The sequence below is a fragment of the Reticulibacter mediterranei genome (assembly GCF_016587455.1).
Genome location: NZ_BNJK01000002.1, coordinates 856,893 through 875,868 on the forward strand (window position 1 = coordinate 856,893; position 18,976 = coordinate 875,868).

The 18,976-nt window shown below is 54.0% G+C and carries 21 protein-coding genes; 9 read left to right on the top strand and 12 right to left on the bottom strand.

Annotation, left to right across the window (positions count from 1 at the left end; translation table 11 throughout):
- Positions 1-66: 66 nt before the first annotated feature.
- The 5 genes from K3T83_RS42150 to K3T83_RS42170 all read right to left on the bottom strand — a co-directional run bounded on the left by K3T83_RS42150 (position 67) and on the right by K3T83_RS42170 (position 4,766).
- Positions 67-615, bottom strand: a complete 549-nt coding sequence (locus K3T83_RS42150) for a hypothetical protein (protein WP_220209147.1) — start codon at positions 613-615, stop codon at positions 67-69.
- A 7-nt stretch (positions 616-622) separates the two neighbouring features.
- Positions 623-1,063: a hypothetical protein gene (locus K3T83_RS42155; protein ID WP_220209148.1), complete on the bottom strand. Its 441-nt coding sequence runs from the start codon at positions 1,061-1,063 to the stop codon at positions 623-625.
- Positions 1,064-1,155: 92 nt separating this feature from the next.
- A complete protein-coding gene (locus K3T83_RS42160) occupies positions 1,156-2,325 on the bottom strand; it encodes a hypothetical protein (protein WP_220209149.1) in 1,170 nt (389 codons plus the stop codon).
- Between the two features lie 15 nt (positions 2,326-2,340).
- Positions 2,341-4,380 (bottom strand): hypothetical protein, encoded by a 2,040-nt coding sequence (locus K3T83_RS42165; protein WP_220209150.1) that lies wholly within the window; start codon positions 4,378-4,380, stop codon positions 2,341-2,343.
- Entirely contained in the window at positions 4,344-4,766 is a 423-nt protein-coding gene (locus K3T83_RS42170) for a hypothetical protein (RefSeq protein ID WP_220209151.1), read from the bottom strand. The genes K3T83_RS42165 and K3T83_RS42170 overlap by 37 nt, the downstream gene beginning before the upstream one ends.
- A gap of 186 nt (positions 4,767-4,952) precedes the next feature.
- On the opposite strand from K3T83_RS42170, the gene K3T83_RS42175 reads away from it, so the two are divergent.
- The gene (locus K3T83_RS42175) at positions 4,953-5,747 is read left to right on the top strand and encodes a hypothetical protein (protein ID WP_220209152.1); all 795 of its coding nucleotides are present in this window, start codon (positions 4,953-4,955) and stop codon (positions 5,745-5,747) included.
- A 94-nt stretch (positions 5,748-5,841) separates the two neighbouring features.
- On the opposite strand, the gene K3T83_RS42180 is transcribed toward K3T83_RS42175, so the two are convergent.
- Positions 5,842-6,654 (bottom strand): alpha/beta fold hydrolase, encoded by an 813-nt coding sequence (locus K3T83_RS42180; RefSeq protein WP_220209153.1) that lies wholly within the window; start codon positions 6,652-6,654, stop codon positions 5,842-5,844.
- Between the two features lie 328 nt (positions 6,655-6,982).
- Here K3T83_RS42180 and K3T83_RS42185 point away from each other — a divergent pair, with 328 nt between their 5' ends.
- On the top strand, positions 6,983-7,375 hold the full coding sequence (locus tag K3T83_RS42185; protein ID WP_220209154.1) for a hypothetical protein: 393 nt from the start codon (positions 6,983-6,985) through the stop codon (positions 7,373-7,375).
- 403 nt (positions 7,376-7,778) lie between these two features.
- Complete coding sequence (locus K3T83_RS42190) at positions 7,779-8,201, top strand: organic hydroperoxide resistance protein (RefSeq protein ID WP_220209155.1); 423 nt, start codon at positions 7,779-7,781, stop codon at positions 8,199-8,201.
- Between the two features lie 89 nt (positions 8,202-8,290).
- On the opposite strand, the gene K3T83_RS42195 is transcribed toward K3T83_RS42190, so the two are convergent.
- Entirely contained in the window at positions 8,291-8,494 is a 204-nt protein-coding gene (locus tag K3T83_RS42195; protein WP_220209156.1) for a large ribosomal subunit protein bL35, read from the bottom strand.
- Positions 8,495-9,226: 732 nt separating this feature from the next.
- On the opposite strand from K3T83_RS42195, the gene K3T83_RS42200 reads away from it, so the two are divergent.
- The 3 genes from K3T83_RS42200 (at position 9,227) to prpB (ending at position 12,121) form a co-directional block, all read left to right on the top strand.
- Entirely contained in the window at positions 9,227-9,835 is a 609-nt protein-coding gene (locus K3T83_RS42200; protein ID WP_220209157.1) for a TetR/AcrR family transcriptional regulator, read from the top strand.
- A 40-nt stretch (positions 9,836-9,875) separates the two neighbouring features.
- Entirely contained in the window at positions 9,876-11,114 is a 1,239-nt protein-coding gene (fabF, locus tag K3T83_RS42205) for a beta-ketoacyl-ACP synthase II (RefSeq protein WP_220209158.1), read from the top strand.
- Between the two features lie 77 nt (positions 11,115-11,191).
- Positions 11,192-12,121, top strand: a complete 930-nt coding sequence (prpB, locus tag K3T83_RS42210; protein WP_220209159.1) for a methylisocitrate lyase — start codon at positions 11,192-11,194, stop codon at positions 12,119-12,121.
- Between the two features lie 72 nt (positions 12,122-12,193).
- Here the strand turns inward: prpB and K3T83_RS42215 are convergent, their stop codons facing one another.
- Together K3T83_RS42215 and K3T83_RS42220 are read right to left on the bottom strand one after the other, a co-directional pair.
- The gene (locus K3T83_RS42215; protein ID WP_220209160.1) at positions 12,194-12,616 is read right to left on the bottom strand and encodes a hypothetical protein; all 423 of its coding nucleotides are present in this window, start codon (positions 12,614-12,616) and stop codon (positions 12,194-12,196) included.
- A gap of 132 nt (positions 12,617-12,748) precedes the next feature.
- On the bottom strand, positions 12,749-13,306 hold the full coding sequence (locus K3T83_RS42220) for a TetR/AcrR family transcriptional regulator (protein WP_220209161.1): 558 nt from the start codon (positions 13,304-13,306) through the stop codon (positions 12,749-12,751).
- Positions 13,307-13,524: 218 nt separating this feature from the next.
- Between K3T83_RS42220 and K3T83_RS42225 the strand changes: the two genes are divergently transcribed.
- From K3T83_RS42225 to K3T83_RS42235, 3 genes are all read left to right on the top strand, one after another.
- Entirely contained in the window at positions 13,525-14,982 is a 1,458-nt protein-coding gene (locus K3T83_RS42225; RefSeq protein ID WP_220209162.1) for an alpha/beta hydrolase, read from the top strand.
- A 65-nt stretch (positions 14,983-15,047) separates the two neighbouring features.
- Positions 15,048-15,344, top strand: a complete 297-nt coding sequence (locus K3T83_RS42230) for an antibiotic biosynthesis monooxygenase family protein (protein ID WP_220209163.1) — start codon at positions 15,048-15,050, stop codon at positions 15,342-15,344.
- A 262-nt stretch (positions 15,345-15,606) separates the two neighbouring features.
- Positions 15,607-16,650, top strand: a complete 1,044-nt coding sequence (locus K3T83_RS42235) for a trypsin-like serine peptidase (protein ID WP_220209164.1) — start codon at positions 15,607-15,609, stop codon at positions 16,648-16,650.
- A 251-nt stretch (positions 16,651-16,901) separates the two neighbouring features.
- Here K3T83_RS42235 and K3T83_RS42240 read toward each other — a convergent pair whose 3' ends face one another.
- From K3T83_RS42240 to K3T83_RS42250, 3 genes are all read right to left on the bottom strand, one after another.
- A complete protein-coding gene (locus K3T83_RS42240; RefSeq protein WP_220209165.1) occupies positions 16,902-17,498 on the bottom strand; it encodes a hypothetical protein in 597 nt (198 codons plus the stop codon).
- Between the two features lie 84 nt (positions 17,499-17,582).
- Positions 17,583-17,876 carry a hypothetical protein gene (locus K3T83_RS42245; RefSeq protein ID WP_220209166.1) on the bottom strand — a complete coding sequence of 98 codons (294 nt, stop codon included), beginning with the start codon at positions 17,874-17,876 and terminating at the stop codon, positions 17,583-17,585.
- A 46-nt stretch (positions 17,877-17,922) separates the two neighbouring features.
- A complete protein-coding gene (locus K3T83_RS42250; protein WP_220209167.1) occupies positions 17,923-18,714 on the bottom strand; it encodes a hypothetical protein in 792 nt (263 codons plus the stop codon).
- Positions 18,715-18,976 lie beyond the last annotated feature (262 nt).

Here is an 18,976-nt window from a genome sequence, read left to right on the forward strand (position 1 = left end):
CCTCCTACCACACCGGAAGCTGACTTACGCAGAATGTGCTCAAGGGTAGCAAGGATTTGGGTCAAGTCAAATGGGTTGGCAGTTTGGGAGTGTCGCGTTGGTGGTCGAGGCCATCGGTTTTAGATCAACATCGTACTTCTCCGGCGCGATATCCTGCGCTTCATCGATCTCTAGCAGCAGCGAGGCCGTCGCACCCACGATATGCGCCTCCGGGCCAGCCGAAAAGAAGAGAACGCGCGCACCGCTCTGCGCCTCAACATTGCTCCCCTCTGGTGCCAGCCCGATGATATAGCCATGCGCCTTCCAGAGCCGCGAACGCAGTCCCGGCACGTCGAGCATATGCAGGAGCCGCTGCTTGCTGTTGATTACCTGCGGCTTATAAGTTGGAGCCGCCTTCACGATGCTTCCTTGCTCCCACATACAGAGCAGATATGCCTCTAAGACCGCGCTCAGCTGGTTTTTGCCACTCTGACGCGCCATGAGAACCGTGAAGGATCGACCGTGCCCTCCGCGAATCGAATCGAGTACCGCGTCGCCGATCAACTCCTGATACCAGTAGAGCGGTTTGCCCAGCACCTCGCGCGCAAACCAGCCGATGCCGGGTGGCTTCGCCATTGTCCCGCTACGCCTCCACTAAAGCAATCGTTACTTCATACGAACAGGCAAGGCTACCCCCGGTGGCAAGTGCTGTAATCTGACCATGCAAATCGGGTATATGTTCAGCAAACGAGTCAAGGTGAACTGAAAATGTATTGTTGGTCGGATCAGTGAAATTAATTGTGCTTCCTATAGAATTGATGTAGCTGGCATGCAACATATCTCGATATTGCTGACCACTTATGCCAGTGCTAACTCCGCTGTATGTCATCAGGTCATTGATGCACAATATAGTCATGCTCCATTCGCGCTTGCCCGGTCCAAGATCGACGTAGCCCTCGCTCCCATCTGCTCTGATCGTAGCTTGCCTTATACGTGGTTGCCGCACGGTATAAGAGTTAGGCCGAATCCAATATCCAACCGAATCCAGAATTACCTCACAATCAACTCCTATTGTAGAAGACATGTTCTATCTCCATCATTATATATGCATCTGTGTAATCGTGCTGCTCCTACTCTGTCACATCTCATTCGTTGATGCATCCAGAACATCCTTTGTTATAATCTCGTCCAGAAGCGTGGCACGTCGCCCCAATGCACCCGGCTGCTAGCAGCATAATCCCTTGCCTGTCGGATTTCCGTTAAACATTGTGTAAACTGATCCATCTTATTTTTTGCGCTATTTCTCCAGGAGGCGGGGATCATGCTATCGTCAACGTGGTCTCGTAAACTGCCATCTTCCCACGAGAAGCCATCGTTGGTTGGGGTCTGGTACGCCTCCATTGCATATGCGCAGGCTCCCAGCGCGATCACGTCGCGGTGTACGTCGGGAATGGTGCTGCCGTTGCTGTCCAACTGGTGTTTCGTCGCGTAAAAGATACGCAGGATCAGCGTGTTATCCTTTGGCAGGTCCACGTTATTCAACATCAGTGTGAAAGTTGGCTCCTGAGTACCTGTTGGACCTGCCCCACTTCCAACCGCTCCCATCGCACCCAGATTGCCGCCAGCAGCCAGTGCCGCGCTGCTATCGAACAGATTCGAGTATTCGCTGAAATTGCGCTCCAACGGAGGCCAGTACATCACACCGCTCGTATTGAGTGTGGGAGGCGATGGCATGCCAGTGAGGGCGCTATCCGGTGTGCTATCAAGATAGCTGGTCGTTATATTGTCAGCGATGGTTATCAGCAGGAAAAGGGTGCTGCCATTAACCTGTGTGCGATACAGGTTGCGCCCGATCACGGTATTGGTGGCTGTGCCTGGTATGTTCGCCTGTGCCGCTCCTGATGGAATATTGGTGAGGGAGACGCGAGCATTGCCGCCGCTCGTTGTAACGCTGCTGATCGGCGAAACTGGCGTCTCTCCACCTTGCGTAAGCAGTGTTACCGCATACTGATAGGTGCCGATGCTCAGACCAGTACCGGCCTGTGCGGTGACAAATGCACCAAACCCTGGTGGGGAATATTGACTGCCAGAAATTTGCAATGGGTAGATGATGCGCTCGATCCACCAGACCGGGTAAGCAGGATTCCAGGAGGTGGGATAAGGATAGGTGCGCTGATATGGCTCGCTTGCCATGTCACAGTATGCAATATTAGGATAATATTCGCTGTATCGCGTTACCGCCTTGTCGATGGCCCTATCGATATCGCTACTTGCCCAGCGCTGATCTGCTCCCGCCGGATCGAACAGATCCAGGCGCACCGCGTTTTCAATATCGCTCAGTTGCATGATCTCCTCTCTCTCTTACACACCTTCCAGAGCTAGCTCATGCTGATAGATGGCTCTCTGGGCCTCGTAGCTGGCCTGTGTCTGCATGATGCGCGCATTGCCGCTCTGTCCGGTTGCTCCTGCCGGAGTATCACTGAGCGCGACCACGTCGAGCAGTTGCAGAGCCGGATTGAGCGGCACAACGGCTCGATGCTGCATCTGTGCGCGCTGTTGTTGGGCCAGCAAAAATTGTGCCTTGAGCAGACACTGGCTGCTGCTGGTTAATTTGGGATCGACATGGTGCAGCAGGCGTTCAAGGCCGACCTGATGCTCGTTGGCGTCGTCATGCACCTCAGCGCTCGTCATCGCGCCAAACTGACCACCAACAGGTGGTTTGCCCGTGACGACAATATGGTTGCTGCGTGCGTCGTCGCTGCCAAAGGAGACCAGTTCTATCTCCGGCTGGTAGCTCCAGATGGCGGAATCGGAGGCGCTGAGTTCGCGAAATTGCAGCGTCTCACTTTCATCGAGAAAGTACATCAGGTGGTAGGTCGCGCAGAGATCGTCAAGGGCGCGACGATAGGATTGTCCCGCTTGTAGAACGAAGGTAGCGATTGTCTGGCCCGTCGCGCTTGTCGCGGGTACAGATGGGCCAAACAGTCCGGCCCGCGCACAGATCTCCGCGACCAGCCAGGCCACCGTCTGTCCGTTATAGCTGATCTGGTAGCGATTGAGCAGATCCAGGTTGCGCGAGAGATCGTCCCCTACCAGTTTGAGCCGGTTCTGCTGGGGACTGCGCAAAAACACGATCTGATGAATGCGATAGGTGCCAGTCCTGACGCGCTCGACCGTGGTATGGCCTGCCCCCGTTTTGTAGCCCTCGCTCAGCACCAGACTGGTGTTGAGATTGATCGGCTGATAATTGCTCGCGCTGCCTACTTTTGTCGAGAGCAACCCCTGTGTGCTATCCAGTTCCAACTCGATGCGTGCTGGTCGGTTGGCCGACTCGCTGCGGGTATAGGAGAGCAGCGCGCCAGAACTATCCAGGTAGTGTGCTGGATTGGATGTGTTATAGATTGGCGAGCGCTGAATCGTTGGCATGCTGATGAGATACGAGGCATCGCCGCTGCGCTGCACGAGTGCGGCTCCGTAGAACGCATTGATATCATGAGCCACGAAGCCGTTTGACCAGTGTTGCAGGTCCGCGCTCTGGCGAATGCGTGGATAGCTGTAAGTTGAGCCAGTGAGCAGGCCCGAATCCGCCTCAATGCAGGTTAGATTGTACAGGGCAGTGCTGGCATCGTAGATCAAGTGTGGACTGATGCGCGCAATCGCTGTCGTGGTGACGGGCGCAATATCGGGTAGAGCCGTCCAGACCAGCGTGCCAGGATTGAAGGTGCATTGCTTCAGGCTGTAGCCGTCGCTATACACTATGTTGTAGACGCTGCCAGTCCAGTAGACGCTCAGACCGGAGGCACCCGGCAACGTGGCCAGCGTCCAGGTGCGCTGCGCGCTCCAGGAACTGCCGGAGAAGAAGGAGCACCCAATCGCCTCGCCACCTACCACGTCATAGAGAAAAAACACATCATTATTGCCTACGCTGGCGATGCCCTTGACGAGTCCGCTGGCGGGAATGGTCAGCACTGTCGTTGGACTGGCGCTCCACGATGCCCCGTTCGTGCTGCTGCTCCATGTCCAGAGATTGCTGCCCGTGCCGCTCAAGACGAAGGCCCGCAACGTGCCGCCCGGATGTTGCGCCAGCGCGCACAATCCGTCCTGAAAGCAGTTCGTGGAGGCACCGCCAAAGGTGGTCCAACTGAGCCACTGGCTGGCCTGGGTGGGATTGGTGACACGTTGCCAGCGAAACGATTGTTGTAGCGGATTGCCTCCCCGCGTCACCTGCACGCGCACAATAGAGCCATCGGCGGCCATGCATGCATCGTTGTAGGCGTCGGCGCTGTTCGGAGACTGATAGATGGCGAAGTGCTGGATGTGATCCTCAATCGTCAACGCCACTGTTGGCACCCGCGTTGTATCGCCTACTGCCGCTGTGAGGGTCGTGGACAACATTCGCATGAGTTTTCCTCTTTCCCATACCACATCTCGTCTAATGCATATTCCAGATCCTCATCGCTCCACTCATATTCTAGCTCTTCGTCTCTCCAGTCAGAGTCGAGTGTCTCTTCAACCTCTTCTGAAATTTCTTGCTCGCCTCGTGCTTCGCGCAGGAGCTTTGAGAGGAAGCCTTGCTCTTGCTCGGCTTGAAGGGCGTCTTGAAGCGCCTGTTCAGTGGCGGTAAAGCGACGCAGGTGTTCCAGACATTTGAGGGCAATATCCGCCTGATGCTTGGGGGTCATCTCTTCAACAGGCAAATCATCCAGCAGCGTACTCGCTTTGTTCTCAAGCCGCTCGATCCAGCGCTGGATGCGTTTGATCTGGATCGTATCAGGAGTATGCTTCATCCATCCGTCCCTTTCCATGCAATCACATACGATCAAGAATAAAAGAGAGCAAGATCCTGTTGCACAATTCTAGCGTTGAGGAGAGATCTCTTGTAGAGAATCGTTGCTCTCTCTATTTATCCCTTCTTATTGCTAGTAGAAAATGTGGTAATGAAATTTGATTAATTTGCGAGAAAATATGAAAAGTTGCGTATATATAGAGAAAGAGCAATAGATTATGCTGTTTGGTGGTGTGGGAGAGATGGGGAGAGCGCGCCTGCCATACGGCCTGGTCGCCCTCTCCATCCCGGATGGTGGGTGTCTGAGGAGGGGCGCGGGGAAGCACGCCCTACGGCGTTGTGCTTCCCGCGCTCACTCCCTGAAGCGGAAGCCTCAGTCGTCGTGGATGATCATGTCGCCGGGCGTCTGGAAGACGCCAGCGCTGCCCGTCCCGTGGGCGACGATCCTGCGGCCCGCCTGGAAAACACGGCCATCGCCTGTGGCTGTGGCGGTCTGGATGATGGTCCCGGGCTGGCGAGTTGTGACATTACTCGTCAGCGGGCAGACCACTCCATTGACCTCGAACTCCTCCTGTGTGAGCCGGAGGGAGATCGGGCCACTCTTGATGTGCTGAGTGATGGCGGGTTGCTTGGCGACGGAGACGACAATCCCCATCCCATCGGTGTCGCCGACCATTTCGATGCTGAACGGCAGGTCGCGGACATCGAACTTGATGTCGATGTCACCGTCGTAGTTGACGGCCTCGATCATGACGATGGTCAGACCATCGCGCTTGACCTGAAGCTTGTTACTGGTGGCGGTGAATGTGACCTTGCCTTCGGCGGTGATCTTGCACTCGGACACTGGTGCTCCTTCGGGACGCTTCGAGTGGTTCATCTGAGATCGTCTGTTGGGCTGACTTTCTCTGTACCCAACCTCTCATGGACCTCGGCACACAACCTCGCTGGGCAAGGGTGCAGCTATCGGATCTGTCTGAGGTGAGCGTATTCATCTTTCAGGGACGAACCAGGGGACACCTCCCTGTTACCTGCTAGACTACAAAACCACTATCGAGTATAACATATATATTGCTGCTTTACTCGCTTTTGTCGATATTTGCAAGGAAAGTAAGAATACGTGGTCCGATCACTTCTGGCACCTCGGCTTGTAGATGATGCCCGGCCCCCTCGATAATCTCGACCGTAGCGTGTGGAAGACGCGATCCCAGCGTGTGGGCTTCCTGCGCGGGATTGCTGGTATCGGGATCGCGCGACCCCATCAGGATCAGCGTCGGAGCCTGTACCCGGGCATGGCGAGCGTAGGTGGCCCCGCTACTCTCAGAGAAGAGCTTGCGTAGCGCACTCAGGCGTCCCGGCTCTTTAAGCATGGCTATTACTTTATTGCGATGCTCCTCAAAGTCGGCTGGGCGCGCTTTGGGATACAATTTGGGAAAGTAGGCATGATACAGCGAGACACCCCAGAGCGGGGAGAGCAGCAGGCCCGTCATCAGGTTGGCGAGCAAGGACGAGCGGGGAGGCGCGACCAGGATACCAATCAGCACCAGCCCGCGCACACGATCCGGCGCGTCGACGGCTGCACGCAATGCTCCCCCCGTTGCCTTCGATGTTCCTATGATAAAAGCCGAGCCTACATTAAGATGATCGAGCATCGCCAGCATATCAGAGGCCAGAGCCGCATCGCTGTAATCGGGCCAGTTGGCGCTAGATTCGCCCTGTCCGCGAATATCCATTGTCACCACGCGATAACCGGCAGCAACGAGTTGAGGGGTCAAAAAGCGATATTCGGAGCGCAGATCGCCCCCAGCAGGCACACAAAGCACCAGCGGCCCCTCTCCCTGGTCATCAAATGCCAGCATTCCATCGCTCAAGCGCAGGTATTGTGTCTGCATAGTTTTATCTCTCTTCTCTGTTTCTCTATGAATCATAAATTAATTTAGATGTTAATTCCATATTATTCTAATACTGTTAGATTGTCAAGGAAAAAATACTGCTATATCATGAATATGAGACGAAGAGGGGGTTCTCATCTCTGGAGGATAGGAGAGAGATGATGGGGCAGGTGGGGATCTGTACAGATCCCCACTCGAGTGGGCCTTGTTCGCCTACGCGTTCAGCCCGCAGTTGTCCCTACTGCTGGTCGTCCGCCTGGTCGTCGAGCGGCCTCTGCATCGACGATTAGCGGGGCCACTGCGGGCGCAGCTCGTCCCATGACCTGCTGTGTTCGTTCCACAGCCCTCGGGAGCTGAGTCCCTGGGGATCGCGGTAGCTCAGCCACGGCACCGGAGCGTCGATCCTGAAGCCGTTGATCTGGCGCAGCAGGTCGTCCAGGTACTGGAAGTGCTGCTCCAGGAACCTGTTGCCCGCGACCAGAACGACGCGCTTCCTCTCGATCTTGAGCGGCAGCGTCTTCCCGATGGTCCTGGCAACAACTTTGATTGCGATGCGGGTCTGGCGGTTGGTGAACTGCACAGCTTCTCCTTTGGAGCATATAGGGATCGTTTAGTTCTTTTTCCACAGCCAGTTCCAGCGCACGCAGCGCAGCCAACTGGCAACTACCGAGGCGGGGAACCACTTCCTTTCATGGTAGCTCTGACAATTGAAAAATCATAACACGGTACATGTATGAAGGTCAAGCAACTCCGGCAGAACACCAGGGCTTTCCAGTTCTCCGCTCAAAGGGGTGCAGGGTCTCCCTGCCGGGGTCTGGGGTGTCCCCAGTTTCCTTCCCTCCTTCGCGCGCCGCCGCAGGCGGCGCGCAAAAGAGAAGAAAAAAGTTTTTTGCGGGGACACCCCGCACCCCGGCAGAGGGCGGCAGCCCTCTGCACTCCCACAAGATGGGAGAATTGGAAAGCCCTGGGCAGAACACGAATACCCCTGCTTACATCATTTTGTATGTCCTCCAGACTTTGCTTCGGTTTGACGCCCTTCCTTTTTTGAAGTTATCATAGGAAAGGATAGTTGCTTACGAACAATTTCCAACTGAAAAGCTATTACAATGTCAGGAGCATAGCAAATGAAAATTCTCTATACGGCGGAAGCTACAGTATATGGTGGGCGCGAGGGTGAGGCTCGCACCTCAGATGGCAATCTAGTGGTCAATCTGAGCATTCCAAAAGAGATGGGAGGGCCGGGTGGTCAGGGAACCAATCCCGAACAACTCTTCGCTGTTGGGTATGCCGCCTGCTTCCAGTCCGCGCTGATGGCTGTGGCTCGTCGTCAGCATGTTGATGCCAGCCAGTCCACGATTAACTCGAAAGTGGGAATCGGTCCAATTGGCGAGGGCGCGTTTGGCCTCAACGTGGAACTGCATGTCTCGATCCCTGGCCTCGATCAGGAGACCGGCGAGAAACTGGTGGAGGCGGCTCACAAAGTCTGTCCCTATTCCAACGCCACACGCGGCAACATCCCTGTCAAACTAGTCTTTGAAGCGCAATAAAGATCAGGTTATTCGCCTTTCCACTGTGAGAATAGCGAAGGTTGGAGGGCCAGAAACCTCCAACCTCCACATACCCTTCGCATCCTTTATCATGCGTACGGTAGAAGCCGCTTGAGGCGGCGTCTATCACCCTTCGACAACGGAAACATTTTATCTGCTGCTCGCTTAGCAGTGTGCGATTTGTTGCGCCGTAGCGTTGCAATTGCCACTTTACGGCGCATGGCTTTCCCCGATCCGCTGATTTTGACTCGTTTAGCCGTTGCTTTGTGGATTTTCAATTTTTGTTTCGCCATGTCTTTCTGTCCTCCTGACATAAAGATGTGTTGCCTACAACTTTTACAATTGTTGAACAAGAGAAAATGATGGTGCGTGGAGGGCCAGAAATGTGTAGAGAGAAACACAAATGCCGTTGCGCTCGACATGAGGCAACTTCTCTTATCAATGAGGCCGGGAAATGTTGGCGATGACGAATGAGCAATGCCGACCTGGACGTGGAAGCTGCTAACTCAAAGCCGTAAGTGATGAAGTGAGACAACACAAATCACTTGCCGCACAACGACGACAGTGCTGCTCTTCAAAACATCACAAGTTCTGGCGTGAGTTAGCGATGGTCAGGCATATACTCTCCTTATTGCAGTATTAGCGAGGTTCGCGTCCCTAGTATACACAAAACTATTGTCGATGTAAAGCCTCTGTTGCAGAAAATCAGGACTACTTCAAAGATAATGAGGTGTAACAATTTATGACAGATCCCAGGCGGTCGTAGTACTCTGTCAAACTTCAATCACACGTTATCGCGCCTATGGAGGCGGGCGAGGACCAGCCGTCGCCCCTACCATATCCGGTCCCAACCCACAGGATGTTCTGGATGCACCAACGAATGAAGCTTGACAGAGTAGTAGTCCAGAGATGCAAAAAATGAGGATGAAATGTATTGATCTCATCTCTCTTCCGCTTGCGGTTGACTCATACTACACCTGTATGGTATTCTGGACGAAACAGTACAAAATCGAGAGAAGGGTGTTATGGGACGACCAAGCGATGCCAGAGAACGCTTAATCGAGGCCGCTAGAAGCGTTATTTTTGCCCAGAGCTATGCCAGCGTGAGCGTTGATGCGCTCTGTGCGACAGCTGGCGTGGCGAAAAGCAGCTTTTATCATTTTTTTTCTTCCAAGCAAGATCTCGTCCTGGCCGCCATCGAGAGCCACTGGCGATGGTTTGAAGAGAGCGTACTCGCGCCCACCTTCACGGACTCCCTCCCTCCTCCCGAACGGATTTTGCACTTCTTTGAGCTGGTACTGGAGCGTCAACTCAGCCAGAAACAGCTTGAGGGACATATGCATGGTTGTCCCGCTGGCAACCTGACCCTCGAAATGAGTACACAGGATGAGTTGATTCGGGCGCGCATAGAGCAGTTTTTTCGCGATTGGATCGGCTACTTTGAGCAAATGCTGCACGAGGCGAAAGAGCAGGGACTTGTCCCCTCGACGTTGGATACAGCTCTCACGGCTCAAGCGCTGCTCGCTTATTACGAGGGCGTAATCCTCCTGGCAAAGGGCCGCAACGATCCTTCTTTACTGCATACCTTGCGCTCTGGCGCTCTCTCTTTGATGCAGTATCAAGCAAAACCGTAACATTTTCTGTTGGTAATTCATTTCATAGGGAGCAATAGCGATGAAACGTGTAGTAGTTACCGGCATGGGGCTGATTACATCTCTAGGTCATACGGTCGAAGAGACCTGGAAGGCGCTCTGTGAGGGGCGTTCCGGGATAGGGCCGATCAGCAGTTTTGATGCCACCGACTATCCGGTCAGGTTCGCCGCTGAGGTCAAAGACTTCGATGCTAGCCAGTATATGGATCGCAAGGAGATACGCCGCAACGATCCCTTCACACATATAGCGGTTGGAGCGTCCCGCCAGGCTCTCGCACGGGCACGCCTGGAGATTAACGAGCAACTCGCCCCGGATGCTGGTGTTTGCATCGGCAGCGGCGTTGGAGGACTTATCACGCTGCATGAACAGTTCGCCGTGCTGCATGAGAAGGGGCCAAAACGTGTTAGCCCTTTCCTCATTCCGATGTTGATGATTAACGCTGCCGCCGGTATGGTTTCGCTGCTCACAGGCGCACAGGGGCCGACCTGGGCTGCCGTTTCCGCATGCGCCACCAGCGGTAATGCAATAGGGGAAGCGTATGAAACCATTCGGCGTGGAGCGGCGCGTGTAATGCTGGCAGGTGGTGCTGAGAAGGCGGTTACTCCGCTGGGCATGGCCTCGTTCGCCAATATGCACGCCCTCTCTCGCCGCAACGATGATCCCCAAAGGGCCAGCCGTCCCTTTGATGCCGACCGCGACGGCTTTGTGATGGGAGAAGGCGCGGGTATGCTGGTTTTAGAGGATTTAGAATTTGCGTTGGAGCGTGGTGCTCCCATCCTCGCGGAACTGGTTGGGTACGGCTCAACGGCTGATGCCTTTCACATTACCGAGCCTGCTCCGGGTGGTACCGGGCTAGTGCGTGCGATGCAGCGAGCCTTAGAGGGGGCCGGGTTGCGTCCTGAGCAGATCGATTACATCAATGCGCATGGCACCTCAACGCATCTCAACGATGCGACCGAGACTCAGGCCATTAAGAGCTGTTTTGGCGATTATGCCTATAAAGTGCCGATCAGCTCGACGAAATCGATGCTGGGCCATACCTTTGGTGCGGCTGGAGCTGTTGAAGCTGCCATCTCCATTCTTAGCATCCAGCACGGGATCATGCCTCCCACCATTAATCTAGAGCATCCTGATCCCGCGTGCGACCTCGACTACATTCCCAACGAGGCGCGTCATGGTGATGTACACGTGGCGCTTTCCAACTCAATGGGCTTCGGCGGCCACAATTCCAGCCTGATTTTCCAGCGCTACGAGTTGTAAGAATACTAATTTTTGTGAGCAAAAGAGCATATACTTCACAGTTATATGCTCTTTGTGCTTTTGAGGAAGGAAAGATTATGACACAGACCTCATTGCTCTCAGCAGGCAGGCGTTTTCGTGACGCACTTACTGTAGAAAAGCCATTACAGATTATGGGAACGATCAATGCTTATTGCGCGCTTCTGGCAGAGCAGGCTGGCTATCGAGCGCTCTATCTTTCAGGGGCAGGAGTCGCCAATGCCTCCTATGGTCTCCCTGATCTGGCGCTCACGACACTGGACAATGTCCTCGAAGATATTCGGCGCATTACCAGCGTCACATCTCTTCCCCTTCTGGTTGATATCGACACCGGTTGGGGGAACGCGTTGATGATCAATCGTGTCATTCGCCAACTGATTCAGGCGGGGGCTGCCGGGGTGCATCTGGAAGATCAGGTACAGGCAAAGCGTTGTGGTCATTTGCCCGGAAAGGCTCTCGTCTCGCCACAAGAAATGGCGGATCGCCTGAAAGCCGCATTAGATGCTCGTAGTGATCCTGATTTTGTCATCATGGCGCGGACAGACGCTCTGGCTGTTGAAGGGTTAGAACGAGCGTTAGAGCGTGCCGTCCTTTACCAGGAAACGGGTGCTGACATGCTTTTTCCAGAAGCACTTACTCAGCTTGAGGAGTATCGTCTTTTTGGAGAGGCTGTCCAGCTTCCTTTGCTTGCGAATATGACCGAGTTTGGCGTCACTCCCCTCTTTACGACGCAACAACTTGCCAGCGTGGGAGTCAGCATGGCCCTCTATCCTCTTTCGGCCTTTCGCGCAATGAGCGCTGCTGCTCTGCACGTCTACACAACGATCCGCCAGCAAGGGACGCAACAGCAAGCGCTTCCTCTTATGCAGACGCGTCAGGAACTATATGCTGTGTTGCGCTACGAGACCTATCAGCAAAAAATCGACCAGCTTTTTGGACAGCAAAAAGGAGAAAGCGATGAGCAGTTAAACCATAGGGAGGATCGGTAATTATTGCTTCATTTTGCACATACCGACAAAAGTTTTGCCCTCCCTATGGCAATATTCATTGTGGCAGGCGAATTACCCTCGCCTCTCCCTTACCAGCACTGCTTGTTTGACCATGACCTGCTGTTGTGCTGCTGTCCTCTCCTCTAGCATTAGAAGGACGACCAGCAAAACCTCGATTGCTTTGACGAGCACGTCAAACGGGTCAAATCTGCCCTCTGCCGGGCTACCAAGAAAGACCCAGAGCAGGATGGTGAGTATTGTATAGCCGGCTAACACCTTGCGTGTGGCCGCGTGTATTGTTCCCAATTGGGGCAGCAAGAAGGGGGCTAACAACACAAGGTAGCCAAGCCCATTGAGCAGAAACCAGAAATGTAACTCTTCATCTGGTTGTGTCCCGAGATAAAGATGCGCGCCAGCGGTCAGCAGAAGCAATGCAATAGCGCCAGGTTGGATGCTGCTGAAGCGCTTTTGTGATTGAATCGACTGTTTTATCATAAATACCTCTCACGCAAGAAGCAGAAGTAGCCCCCTGCTAAACAACTTTTTGTGGTCGCTAGTACCTATTATACTAATCGGTACGAGTTCTCTAAAATGAAGGGCAGGAGCTTCAATGAGGTATGGTTTGAGCTATTTTGGTAGGAATGCCACTGCTGCGGTTGGGTAGGCAATTAATTGTGCATAAATCAATCCCATTCGTTCGGCTGGATACGGCATCTTCTGATCCAGCCACCACTCGGCAAGCGCAATGGAGGAGGCTACGATATGGTGCGCCGCTATTTCGAGTGGCACCACACTATCCGGTCGTGACATATGTTCAGCACTCGTCGAGGCTGTGGCGGCTTCAAGAAGACGCTGACGCAATGCCTGACTTTTGAGCAGGACGCGGACAACCTCTTCATGCTCTTGAAGATAGCGAAACAAAATAATTCCAGTTGCTTGCTGATCGTCGGCTGACAGCGGGGCGCGTAGCAATGCGATCAGTTCGGCCAGTACAACGTCGAGGACATCCTGTAATAATTCATCTTTGTCTCGATAGTGACGAAAAAATGTAGCATAACCGATATCTGCTCGTTTCGTGATATCACGAATAGTTACTGCTTCGTAGCCTTTTTCCAGTGTAAGTGCAATTAACGCCTCAGCTAAAAGGTGTTGTGTTCGTCTGACCCGGCGGTCCTGAAGTTGCATGCCTGTATCCTCCCCCCATTTGGTGCTGTATCCTCTAGCATACCATATTCTGGCAGTAATTGATCCTGGTATGTTTTCCAGGTGGGAACTCTTGCCCTTCTCCAACGTATAGTATGGTGTATGGTCGTGTACAAATTGTCTGATACTCGTTGAGTTGTATAAGGATATTCTATGAAATTGGTAATGCAAAATTGCTATGTGAGGGGAGGAGGTTTCCAATGAAGGAGAAGGTTCTTGTGAAACGCCAGGATGCTCATCTCTTATATCGCCTGTTGCCTCCCTTCATCTCGTTTTCACTCGCATTGCTGGGCGGTGCCTGGCTCTTGAGCAAAACGGTCATCGATCCGCTGGTCTCGGCGATTATCAACGTCGGGCTGGACCCGTTGCGCTCTCAGTTCATTGCTGCCCTGATTATGACAATGCTTGCCGCGCTATTGGGAGCCACGCTGGGTAGGAACAGGCTCTCGGCGCTGCTTGGTGCTGGAGCTGCCTTCTGTTTGAACTATCTGCTCGGTTTTATTCAGCTTGAGCTGCGGCCCGTCTATGATCCGGGTGGGCATCTCGAACCCCTGGATATGACAGCACTGGTCCATACCTCGTTTGTGATGGTGGCTCTGGCTCTGCTAAGCGCCTTTCTGGGGTCTGCAACTGGTGTGGCGGCAGGAGAGATCTTGCTCGATCCCCCCTGGCGACTGGGGCGATTGCTCTGGCAGCGCTTCCAGAGAAACACGCTCGCATCGCCCCTTGTCAACAATGGTCTCGCTGCGCCTCCTTCGCTCTGGCAAATCATCATATCCTGGCTCGGTGTCGCTGGATTGGCAACTCTGCTGGTAGTCGGTGCGACCGGCGCAACCCCGTTGTTCATCTTCTCGCCTGATGTGGGATTACATGTCGCGCCCAGCGTGCAAAAGGCACATGGTACTATCGTGCAGGGATCGCTGGTCAGCTCTGCGCTCAACGGGCAGACTCGCTCCTTCCTGGTCTACCTTCCGCCCTCCTATAATACTCCAGCTGGCAAAACGAAGCACTATCCGACCCTCTATTTGCTGCATGGCACGCCCGGAAAAGATAGCGATTGGATGACTGGCGGCAGAGTGGCGGAATCGGCTGATACCCTGATCGATACGGGCAAAACGGCTGAGTTGATTATGGTCATCCCCGATGGCAATGGCCGACCCGGACAGACCAGCGAATGGGCCAATAGCTTCGACCAGCGCCAGCGCCTCGAAACCTTCGTTGCCAGCGATCTCGTTACCTACGTCGATCAACACTATCGCACGATCCCTGATGCTGCTCATCGTGGAATCGGTGGTCTCTCAATGGGAGGCTTTGGAGCCACGAATATCGCCGTCCATCATCCCACAATCTTTGGAACCGTCATCTCGCTCGGTGGCTATTATCGAGCGGAAGGCGCAATCTGGGGTCACAATGCAGCTTATATGCAACAAAATAGTCCCCTTAACGTCTTACCCCGTAATCGTTCTGCCTGGAAACTTCATATGTATATTGGCGCTGCGACAAAAGATCAGCCCTATTATAAATATGCACAACAGTTTATACAGGAACTACATACATTGCATGTCCCCTATCATTTCGATCTGCAAAATGGGTATCATTCCTGGCGAGTATGGCAGGTGCAAATGTATAATGCGCTTGGCTGGGTCAAGTGGGGCTGATTAGGGGGAGAAACAACTGCAAAAAGATGTATGATACTATCATAGTAGAACAAGGAGGTTAATATATGATCGCACGAGTATGGAAAGGGTGGACGACTCTGGAGAATGCGGACGCCTATGAAAAGCTCCTGCGCGAACAGGTTATTCCTGGCCTACAGCGCATCGATGGCTATCAAGGGAACTATATTTTGCGCAACGATGGTCCCGAGGAGACGGAGTTTGTTGTGCTAAATCTGTTCGCATCTCTGGATGCAGTCAAAGCCTTTGCCGGTCCCGATTATGCCGTGCCCGTTTTCGAGCCGGAGGCCCGACTCCTTCTCTCAAAGGTTGAGCCTCTCGCTCATCATTATGAGGTGCGCTAAACTATTCCCGTGAGGGTGGCTCAATCCGCGCTTCAAGCTGAAGCAGCCACCCCAGATCATAACGCTCATGAAAAGTAACCCCTCCTCTTTGATTCCTCTTCATGTTTGGGAGCACGAGTATACTGGTAAGAGTAAAAGACCTCATTCTATCCTGGCGTGGTGGCCCCTGGGGGCGTGTCTATATTTTCTCTCACATCTTCTTTTTTATAGAGAGTGCTTGATTGCGGTGCTCATGAGGGGCACAATGGAAAAGGATGGATAGATGTATAAAAAACTGCTTCTACGTTGCGCGGCCGTGGCGCTGCTCTGCATACTGGCGCTGAGCATTGCTCTCATGCATATAAGCCAGCAAACCCACGCTGCTTCTTCGCTTAAAAGCGGCTCGCTCAACGTGATTACATCAACCGTTACGACGGTTGCCTCCAGTACGCTTGTCTATTGGACGACCGCAAGGATGAAAGCGGCCCGCTCTGCTGATAAGTTGCTCGTCAAAGAGGCTATACACCCGCCCGAGCCGTTCACGAACAGCGGAACTCCTGCCTTGCTCGATCCGGTACTCCCTGAGACTGAAGCGGGACAGGCAACAACAACCTCTGGTGGACAGAGGCAGGCGCAGGCCAGTTCCGTTCCCTCGCCTTACACTTTTCCCTATTCCACCATCGGAAAGGTCTTTTTTACCGATCCTCAGACAAACACCGATTATGTCTGCTCTGGAACCGCCATCGCCAGCAGCAATGGGAACACTATCGATACCGCCGGTCATTGTGTGGCAAACGGAGGTAAGAACTATTTCTATACGCATTGGGCCTTCTGTGCGCAGTATTACAATGGTTGCAATACCAGATATCTCTGGGCGGCGCGTAAATTGCTCACCCATAGCAATTGGTATCAACGGGCATGGCTCACCTATGATTATGGTGAGGCCGTTGTGAATGCAAACGCGAGTGGGAATGTTATTAGCGCTGTCGGTGGTGCGGGCGTCGCCTACAATCAGCCCTATCAGCAACACTATACCGCGCTTGGCTATCCACAGATAGCGCCATATGATGGCACGCAGTTGGAGGAGTGCCAGTCGGATCTCTATCAGCGCGATCAACCCAATCCCGATGGCGCTTCCACGCTGAGCATCACCTGCGATATGACCGGCGGTTCCAGCGGCGGCGGCTGGCTCATCAGCGAGCAGGGCAAATTTGGCTATCTCAACGGTCATAACGATTATAAGTATAGCAACGACGAGGCACATATGTATTCACCCTATTATGGCAACGACTGGTACAGCGTCTATCGTACAGCCCAGAGCGCCTAGTCAGCGAGACGGTGCCCATCAGATTTTTGCACCACCATGAGTCGTCCTGGACTTTTTCCCTGCGGCTCTCGCACGCCTCAGGGCCGAAGGCCCTTCGTCTTGGTAAAAGAGGAGATGGTGTCTGGAGGCAGGCAGCCTGCCTCCAGACACCATCTCCTCTTTTACGAGCGAGCCGCTGCGCGGCGAGCAGTGCGGGCAAAGGTCGCCGCGAAAAAATTCGGGATGACTCATAACTGGCCCTTGCTATCTCCCTACACCACGTAACCACAGGTGGAGAGCCAGACGGTGCAGTTACCGACGTTCGCTTTGATATCGATTTTTCCCTGTGCATCTGCCGCCAGCAGACCACCGCCATAGACGAACGAGCTGGCTACCTGGATATTGCCCAGCGTCATATAGACCGTGAGATCGCTGGCTCCATGCGGTGCGAGATGCAGAAACGCGCCCGCCGTTGGGCTGCTGAAGAAGACTTTGCACACAATGCCCAGCGCTCCCAATGGAATACCAGAACTGCCACCAGTTACAGTAAAAGTGCTGGTTACACCGCTATTGATTGTGGTGGCCGAAAACTGTTGAAAGCCAGGAACAAACGTGATCCGACCGGGTGCTGGCGTTGGGATGCCGCTGCTCCCGTTTGGGGCGATGGCGATGATAATGGCATCTTGATAATTTTGTTCGTCAAAAAAGAGAACTGCGCAGAGACCTCCCACCTGGGCACTCGTGCCATCTATATGCGTGGCAATCGGTACGTTGCTCAACGCGGCGCTGGTGGCCTCCAGCAACAACACCGATGCCGTATAGGTGCTGCGATCAAATCCCGCGAGAATCCCTCTTCGTATCTGCTGCATGCTTCCACCTCTTCATCAACGCTCTTTGGGGAAAAATACCGTGTACTCTTCCCCAAATGATAAGCAGGCGCATATTATTGAGAGTTATGCGTCGTCGCTCATCTGGCCTGGATAGGGGATGGCGTCGCTGCCTGCCGAATAGCTATGGAAGTTGCCTGCTGTATAGCTACTGCCCAGCACGCCGTTAATGGCCGTCGCCAGTTGTGTTGCCGTCATCGTGGCATTTGTCGAGACAAACATCCACGTTCCCGCCTGGGGCAACGTGCCATCGCTCGCTTGCTGATAATACGCAAACGTTCTCGCATTAAAGTACGTCCCGATAGGAGCAACCGAGTTGCCATTAAAGCGCGAAAAAGCCAATTCAAGCGCATCTAACATGCTGTTTGTGCCCTTTCTTAAAACTAGAGAATGTTACATCATTTGATCAAATTTCCAACCACTGACAGGAGACGCACCAGGAGTTCGCCGCCGACAGGTTGGGCAGAAACGCGATGCCTGTATTCGCGTTCAAAAAGATCACATCCCCGTTTTGTAGCCCCTGGATCGATGTGTTGGAGGCTCCACAGATCGTGGTATTGCTGGTGCCGGGCGGTGATGCCTGGTTGGTGTTGGCATAGCTCAGGCTGGCGATACTGGTTGTGCCCGAGCCGTTGCGCCTGTTCGCTGCCGTCATGCTGGTGCCGAACGCTGGATCGCTCCCGGAGACAAAATTGAGGCTCGAAAAGCTGGTGTTGCCTATCATCACCTCGATTGCAAAAATGATGATCAGCTTGCCCGATGCGTTGGGATTGTACACCGAGAAACCAGCCGTGATCGCGCCCGAGGCCGTCAGCTTGCCGGTGGTGCAGGAGAAGCCCTGCCCATTCTGTATCCAGAGCCGAATCTGGTCCGCCGAGGGATATGGATTGTTGGTGCTGACCGCAGCCCCTCCAATATAGTTAGCGGTTGGCAGCGTATTGCTGGCCGCTGGTGCCGCGCCCGCGATCTGCGCGATATTGATGCTCTGGTTGGGTGCCAGCGTCAGGCGACCACTGGCATCAATCGCCAGCTTATTGGCTGGTGTGTTCGGGTCCGCGACATTGACCACGCTGCCCGCCCCTCCGCTGCTCGTGACCATCAAATTGCCCAACGAATCCACGCGAAGCGACTGCCCCACGTTTGAAGGATTTAGCGCCCCGATAAGAGACGACCCGTCAGCGTTCATAAACCCGCTCATCTTTTGTATAACCTCCTAACAGGTGCATCCGGGAAATGCGTCGGAGAGCGAGAAGTTCCCCTCTCGTAGCGACAAGGGGCGGTGTGGTGGGGCTGTGGGGGCCTTGCGCTTGTCGCTGTTGGAGACATGCGGGAACCGGGAAACAGAGAAACGATGTGGCCGAGGGCGACAAGCGCAAGGCCCCTGCCAAGACCCCCAACACCCTTTGTCGCTACGGGTACACCCACCATCCTCTCTGCCCAGAGCCCTTCCCCTTTCTATT

Excerpts from the sequence above, each read along its gene's own strand:
- K3T83_RS42150 (WP_220209147.1), bottom strand. The coding sequence starts at position 615 with ATGGCGAAGCCACCCGGCATCGGCTGGTTTGCGCGCGAGGTGCTGGGC.
- K3T83_RS42155 (WP_220209148.1), bottom strand. The coding sequence starts at position 1,063 with ATGTCTTCTACAATAGGAGTTGATTGTGAGGTAATTCTGGATTCGGTT.
- K3T83_RS42160 (WP_220209149.1), bottom strand. The coding sequence starts at position 2,325 with ATGCAACTGAGCGATATTGAAAACGCGGTGCGCCTGGATCTGTTCGAT.
- K3T83_RS42165 (WP_220209150.1), bottom strand. The coding sequence starts at position 4,380 with ATGCGAATGTTGTCCACGACCCTCACAGCGGCAGTAGGCGATACAACG.
- K3T83_RS42170 (WP_220209151.1), bottom strand. The coding sequence starts at position 4,766 with ATGAAGCATACTCCTGATACGATCCAGATCAAACGCATCCAGCGCTGG.
- K3T83_RS42180 (WP_220209153.1), bottom strand. The coding sequence starts at position 6,654 with ATGCAGACACAATACCTGCGCTTGAGCGATGGAATGCTGGCATTTGAT.
- K3T83_RS42190 (WP_220209155.1), top strand. The coding sequence starts at position 7,779 with ATGAAAATTCTCTATACGGCGGAAGCTACAGTATATGGTGGGCGCGAG.
- K3T83_RS42195 (WP_220209156.1), bottom strand. The coding sequence starts at position 8,494 with ATGGCGAAACAAAAATTGAAAATCCACAAAGCAACGGCTAAACGAGTC.
- K3T83_RS42200 (WP_220209157.1), top strand. The coding sequence starts at position 9,227 with ATGGGACGACCAAGCGATGCCAGAGAACGCTTAATCGAGGCCGCTAGA.
- fabF (WP_220209158.1), top strand. The coding sequence starts at position 9,876 with ATGAAACGTGTAGTAGTTACCGGCATGGGGCTGATTACATCTCTAGGT.
- prpB (WP_220209159.1), top strand. The coding sequence starts at position 11,192 with ATGACACAGACCTCATTGCTCTCAGCAGGCAGGCGTTTTCGTGACGCA.
- K3T83_RS42215 (WP_220209160.1), bottom strand. The coding sequence starts at position 12,616 with ATGATAAAACAGTCGATTCAATCACAAAAGCGCTTCAGCAGCATCCAA.
- K3T83_RS42220 (WP_220209161.1), bottom strand. The coding sequence starts at position 13,306 with ATGCAACTTCAGGACCGCCGGGTCAGACGAACACAACACCTTTTAGCT.
- K3T83_RS42225 (WP_220209162.1), top strand. The coding sequence starts at position 13,525 with ATGAAGGAGAAGGTTCTTGTGAAACGCCAGGATGCTCATCTCTTATAT.
- K3T83_RS42230 (WP_220209163.1), top strand. The coding sequence starts at position 15,048 with ATGATCGCACGAGTATGGAAAGGGTGGACGACTCTGGAGAATGCGGAC.
- K3T83_RS42235 (WP_220209164.1), top strand. The coding sequence starts at position 15,607 with ATGTATAAAAAACTGCTTCTACGTTGCGCGGCCGTGGCGCTGCTCTGC.
- K3T83_RS42240 (WP_220209165.1), bottom strand. The coding sequence starts at position 17,498 with ATGCAGCAGATACGAAGAGGGATTCTCGCGGGATTTGATCGCAGCACC.
- K3T83_RS42245 (WP_220209166.1), bottom strand. The coding sequence starts at position 17,876 with ATGTTAGATGCGCTTGAATTGGCTTTTTCGCGCTTTAATGGCAACTCG.
- K3T83_RS42250 (WP_220209167.1), bottom strand. The coding sequence starts at position 18,714 with ATGAGCGGGTTTATGAACGCTGACGGGTCGTCTCTTATCGGGGCGCTA.